Source organism: Vibrio sp. YT-19(2023) (assembly GCF_033337395.1).
Map to the genome: position 1 here is coordinate 1 of NZ_JAWOQN010000073.1, position 4,433 is coordinate 4,433.

General features: G+C 41.9%; 3 protein-coding genes. All 3 read right to left on the reverse strand.

The window, feature by feature from the left end; genetic code table 11:
• Positions 1-41 precede the first annotated feature (41 nt).
• Complete coding sequence (locus tag R7E78_RS23840; RefSeq protein ID WP_318058309.1) at positions 42-254, reverse strand: hypothetical protein; 213 nt, start codon at positions 252-254, stop codon at positions 42-44.
• Between the two features lie 9 nt (positions 255-263).
• Positions 264-3,440 (reverse strand): response regulator, encoded by a 3,177-nt coding sequence (locus tag R7E78_RS23845; RefSeq protein ID WP_080773706.1) that lies wholly within the window; start codon positions 3,438-3,440, stop codon positions 264-266.
• A 155-nt stretch (positions 3,441-3,595) separates the two neighbouring features.
• A partial coding sequence (locus tag R7E78_RS23850) for an EAL domain-containing protein (RefSeq protein ID WP_318058310.1) occupies positions 3,596-4,433 on the reverse strand: 838 nt, incomplete at its 5' end.

Genomic DNA, 4,433 nt, shown 5'->3' on the forward strand with positions numbered 1-4,433 from the left:
TCTTGCTTGTCATGCTTCACCTCGTTAGTGATTGTACTCACTTAACTCGGTGTCCAAAACTGCTGGTGCGGATCACTGTACAACTTTCGCGCTTTATTGACAGTGAGCGGAGAGAATTCGTCATTAAATGAGAAAACGGCGTAGCTCTCTGCAGCGAGAGCTTGGCAATTTAATGAAAGAAGGGCAATCAGAATAAACAGATAGCGTTTTATGTAACGCAAAGGAAAAGCAACGCGAGAATGATTTCTACTCATAGAATCCACCTACATTGCTTGTTCAATTTGATACAACAGTTTTTCTTTGCGCACAGGCTTTGGTACGTAGGCATCCATTCCTGAATCAAAGCAGCGTTGAATATCATCATCAACGACGCTTGCTGTTAATGCGATAATGGGCGTCTTAGCTAATCCTTTACTCGCTTCATAAGCTCTAATTTGCCTAGAAGCTTCAAACCCATCCATTATGGGCATCATGCAATCCATCAAAATAACATCAAACTTTCCATCTTTTTGGAACATTTCGACTGCAATTTGACCGTTTTCTGCGACTTCGAATTGATAGCCTGCTTTAGATAGCAATAGAGAAGCCACTTTCTGGTTCACTCTATTATCTTCGACAAGCAAGATGCGTTCGGAGCGAATAGGCGTTACCGTTGCTTCTGGTTGCTCTGAACTCGCAGGTAGTTTATGAGTTGTATCGAGAGTAGTGTTCTCTTGGTGTGGTTCAGCAGGCGTCGTGTTGGAAACACGTAACCCAATTGCCTTATCTAACTTCTCTTTAAGCAACCCTGCTTTAAACGGTTTGGGCACATAGTCATCCATTCCAACGTCAAAGCATTTTTGTATATCGTCATCGACCACACTTGCCGTTAGAGCAATAATCGGAATTCTGAAAGCGCGTTTTTCTTTTACTTCTATTTGACGAATTATTTGGGTGGCTTCAAATCCATCCATTACGGGCATCATGCAGTCCATTAAAATTAGGCTGTATTGATTCTGTTGAAATTTCTCAACCGCTTCTTGTCCGTTTACTGCGACATCAAAGTCGAAGCCAGCTTTTGTGACGTGTAGCCCCGCGATTTTTTGATTGACCGTATTGTCATCAACGACCAAAATTTTCGGCAAAGATTTAACATGTTGCGCTGAAATGCTCTCTTGTTGTGCGTGCGAGAAATTTGCCGCACAACTTTCAAGTGCTTTAATTAAGCGCTGCCCTAGTAGTGGCTGAGTGACCAAGGCGCTGATACTGCTTCTAAAGTCGAATTGTGGGCTATGAAGGTGCTTGATGAGGCAGACACGAATGTTTCGTTTACAAAGGCTTTCTATCTCATCGATATGCATCGCCGCTGCATTTGGTGATCCTTCTACATGAATAACGATAACGCGCTCGTTATCAATCCACGTTGGCAACGCACTTAAGGTATCTACTGACTGCGTTATATTGATGTTGAAAAAACTTAACTCGTTACGCAGTTTTTGTTCTAGTTGAGTACTGCTGCATACAATCCATATGTCGTTGTGATTCAGAGCGTGATAAGCGTTAAACTCTTGCGTCACAACAGGAGCAGTTAGTTCAAAGAAGAAGCGACTGCCTTTACCTTTCTCGGATTCAAGTTGAATTTCTCCACCCATTAGCTCAACTAATTGCGTGCTAATGGCAAGCCCAAGTCCAGTTCCCCCAAATTGTCGGGTAGTAGAGTTATCCTCTTGGGCAAATGGAGCAAATATTTTCTTTTGCTGCTGGGCATCAATACCAATCCCAGAATCTTTAACGGAAAACTCGATGACCGCTTCACCATTTTTTATTTCGCGGGTGATGACCGATAGCTCTACACTGCCTTGTTCGGTAAATTTTACCGCGTTAGACATGAAGTTCATGACAACTTGGCGTATACGATGGTCATCCAACATTACGTGGTAAGGCGTGTTACGGCTAATGTTGACTTGCACATCGATGCCTTTTTCCTTTGCTTTCGGTGAAATGATAGAAGCAATGTCATAGATAGACTCTCGAACACAAGTTGAATGTGGGCTAATGAGCAACATCCCAGATTCAATTTTTGAGAAGTCTAGAACGTCATTAATTAAACTCAAAAGCAGTTGGGAGGAGGTTTCAATCGTATCGACGTAATCGCGTTGTGTGGCAGTCAGGGAAGTATCGGATAAGACTTCAGAGATACCAATAACGCCATTTAGCGGCGTGCGGATCTCGTGGGACATGTTGGCCAAAAAGCTACTTTTGGCTTTACTCGCCTTAATTGCATCATCTTTTGCTTGTTCTGCATCTTCTTTAGCTTGTGTGAGCTTTAGTCTGGACAACATCCGCTCATCACTAAGCTTTTTTACCTCTCGAGCAAACTTACTCAGCTCGTCTTTACCCTTTATTAGTTGAGCAAGAGGTGAATTTTCAGTGTTACTTTGTTCATTGCTTTCGTTACTGAGAAATTTGAGGACTAGATTCAAGTTTCCAGTAACTTTTCGCACCAATCTTAGCGTTAAACTTACGACCAACAGCGTTAAAAGGCTCATCATTGCGATAAAGGTAAAGCGGTGCTGTGTCGTCGTGTTGATTGTCTTTGATATATCATCACTCAGCTGCTGTTCCATTTTGTCGTCAACACTTTGTAATAACGATAAGCGTTTGTTGAGTGCAGATAACCCCGCATCAATCTCATCCGGGGTTAATGATTTGAGTTGAGCTGGTTGCAATAAATAGGCACGAAACTCTTGGCTTTTGATAAAGACTTCACCCGTAAACGTCTCAATGAGCAGATCTACTTGTTGTTGATTGGCATTTAGCGTCACAAAACGCTCTAGAAATAGTTGTTGGTTCTGGATTAAAGATTGGATAGAAGCCTGTGTTGTGAGGTCATACTCGTTATTTTCCTCTGAAGATCGAATCAAATATTCGCTTAATCTATGCTCTTCAGTAGACCAAAACATCAACCATTCAAGTTGCATCAAAGAAGAAAGGTGAGTGTTTGTTTCATAACTCACATTTCTAAAATAGACTTTGTCTAAGCTCATGAGGATTTCTTTGAACGTATCAGCGCGCCACTCTGCCGCATCTAACTTTTCTTCTTGATTTTGCGAAGAGAGCATCGAGAGGGTTGCTTCCTCAAAGCTTGTTAACTGGTTTAGTATCTCAGCGTTTTCACCGAATACTGGTGCTGCAGTGTCGCGTAACAATTGAGATATCTGCTGAGTTTTTAGTTGCTTATCTATTACATCAGGGTTATTCGGTAGGTGATAAAGCGAAGATACGCGGTCGATGTAGACAGAGAATAACTGTGCTTTTTGTAGTTCCTGAGCCTGGATAGAAAGGCTTTGTACATGTTTACCCGCGAGGACAAGCAACAATAAAATTGGCAGCAAAACCAACCCAAATAGCTTTTGTTTTACCGACAGGTTGTTCCAAGAAAAGATTCCTACCACGCGCATTTCCATATCCAAGAAGTTGATATGAAAAGTGTAGTTTATTTATCTCAGATGTTAGATTTTAAGAGAAAATTCATATTAATGAGGTGGGGAAGTGTGACCGATATTGCATTACGAGTACTAACGCGCTAAGCGGCAATAGTTAACAAAACGGCGTTCTAAGCAAAGTGATTGACGCTTTGAGCGCCACTCCCTCGTTGGTATTCAAATGCAATCAATTCCTCGGCAGGTACAGGTCTACCTAAGAAAAAACCTTGTACGACGTCACAGTGGAGAGACTCCATTCGTGTGAGTTGAGTTTGAGTTTCTACGCCTTCGGCGACTACTTTCATTCTTAGGTTGTGAGCCATGGATACAATCGCGCGAACTAATGAATCGTCTTGATCGCTTTTTCGAATTTGAGCGATAAATGAACGATCAATCTTGAGCCCGTCAAAAGCCATATGTTGCAGGTAGGCAAGGGCAGAATATCCTGTGCCAAAGTCATCTAGCCAAACTTCCACTCCGATACTTTGTAGTTTTTTAAGCACATATTGAGCTTTCTCTGTATCATCAATAAAAAGTGACTCTGTCACTTCAACATGAATGGTTTGAGGGGCGACATCATGTCGTCGTAAATACTTAGAAAATAATTGACTTAAATCTTGGCGATAGATTTGTCTTGGGGACAAGTTTAATGCGATGTGAAAATCAGTACCGAAATGTTCTGCCCACATTGCCCGCTGAGCAACTGCTGTCTCAATGATATGTTCTCCAAGCTCCAATATTAAATCACTTTGCTCTGCGATCGGGATAAACGATTCTGGACTGATATAACCTTTCTCGGGATGATTCCACCTAACCAATGCTTCGACCCCAATTAGGCGATAGGTTTTTAGATCAAATTGTGGTTGATACCACAGCTCGAATTGAGACAAGTTGATCCGCACCAGCAGTTTTGGACACCGAGTTAAGTGAGTACAATCACTAACGAGGTGAAGCATGACAAGCAAGAAA

Bases quoted from the DNA above. Each gene is read 5' to 3' on its own strand.
- R7E78_RS23840 (WP_318058309.1), bottom strand. From the start codon at position 254: ATGAGTAGAAATCATTCTCGCGTTGCTTTTCCTTTGCGTTACATAAAA.
- R7E78_RS23845 (WP_080773706.1), bottom strand. From the start codon at position 3,440: ATGCGCGTGGTAGGAATCTTTTCTTGGAACAACCTGTCGGTAAAACAA.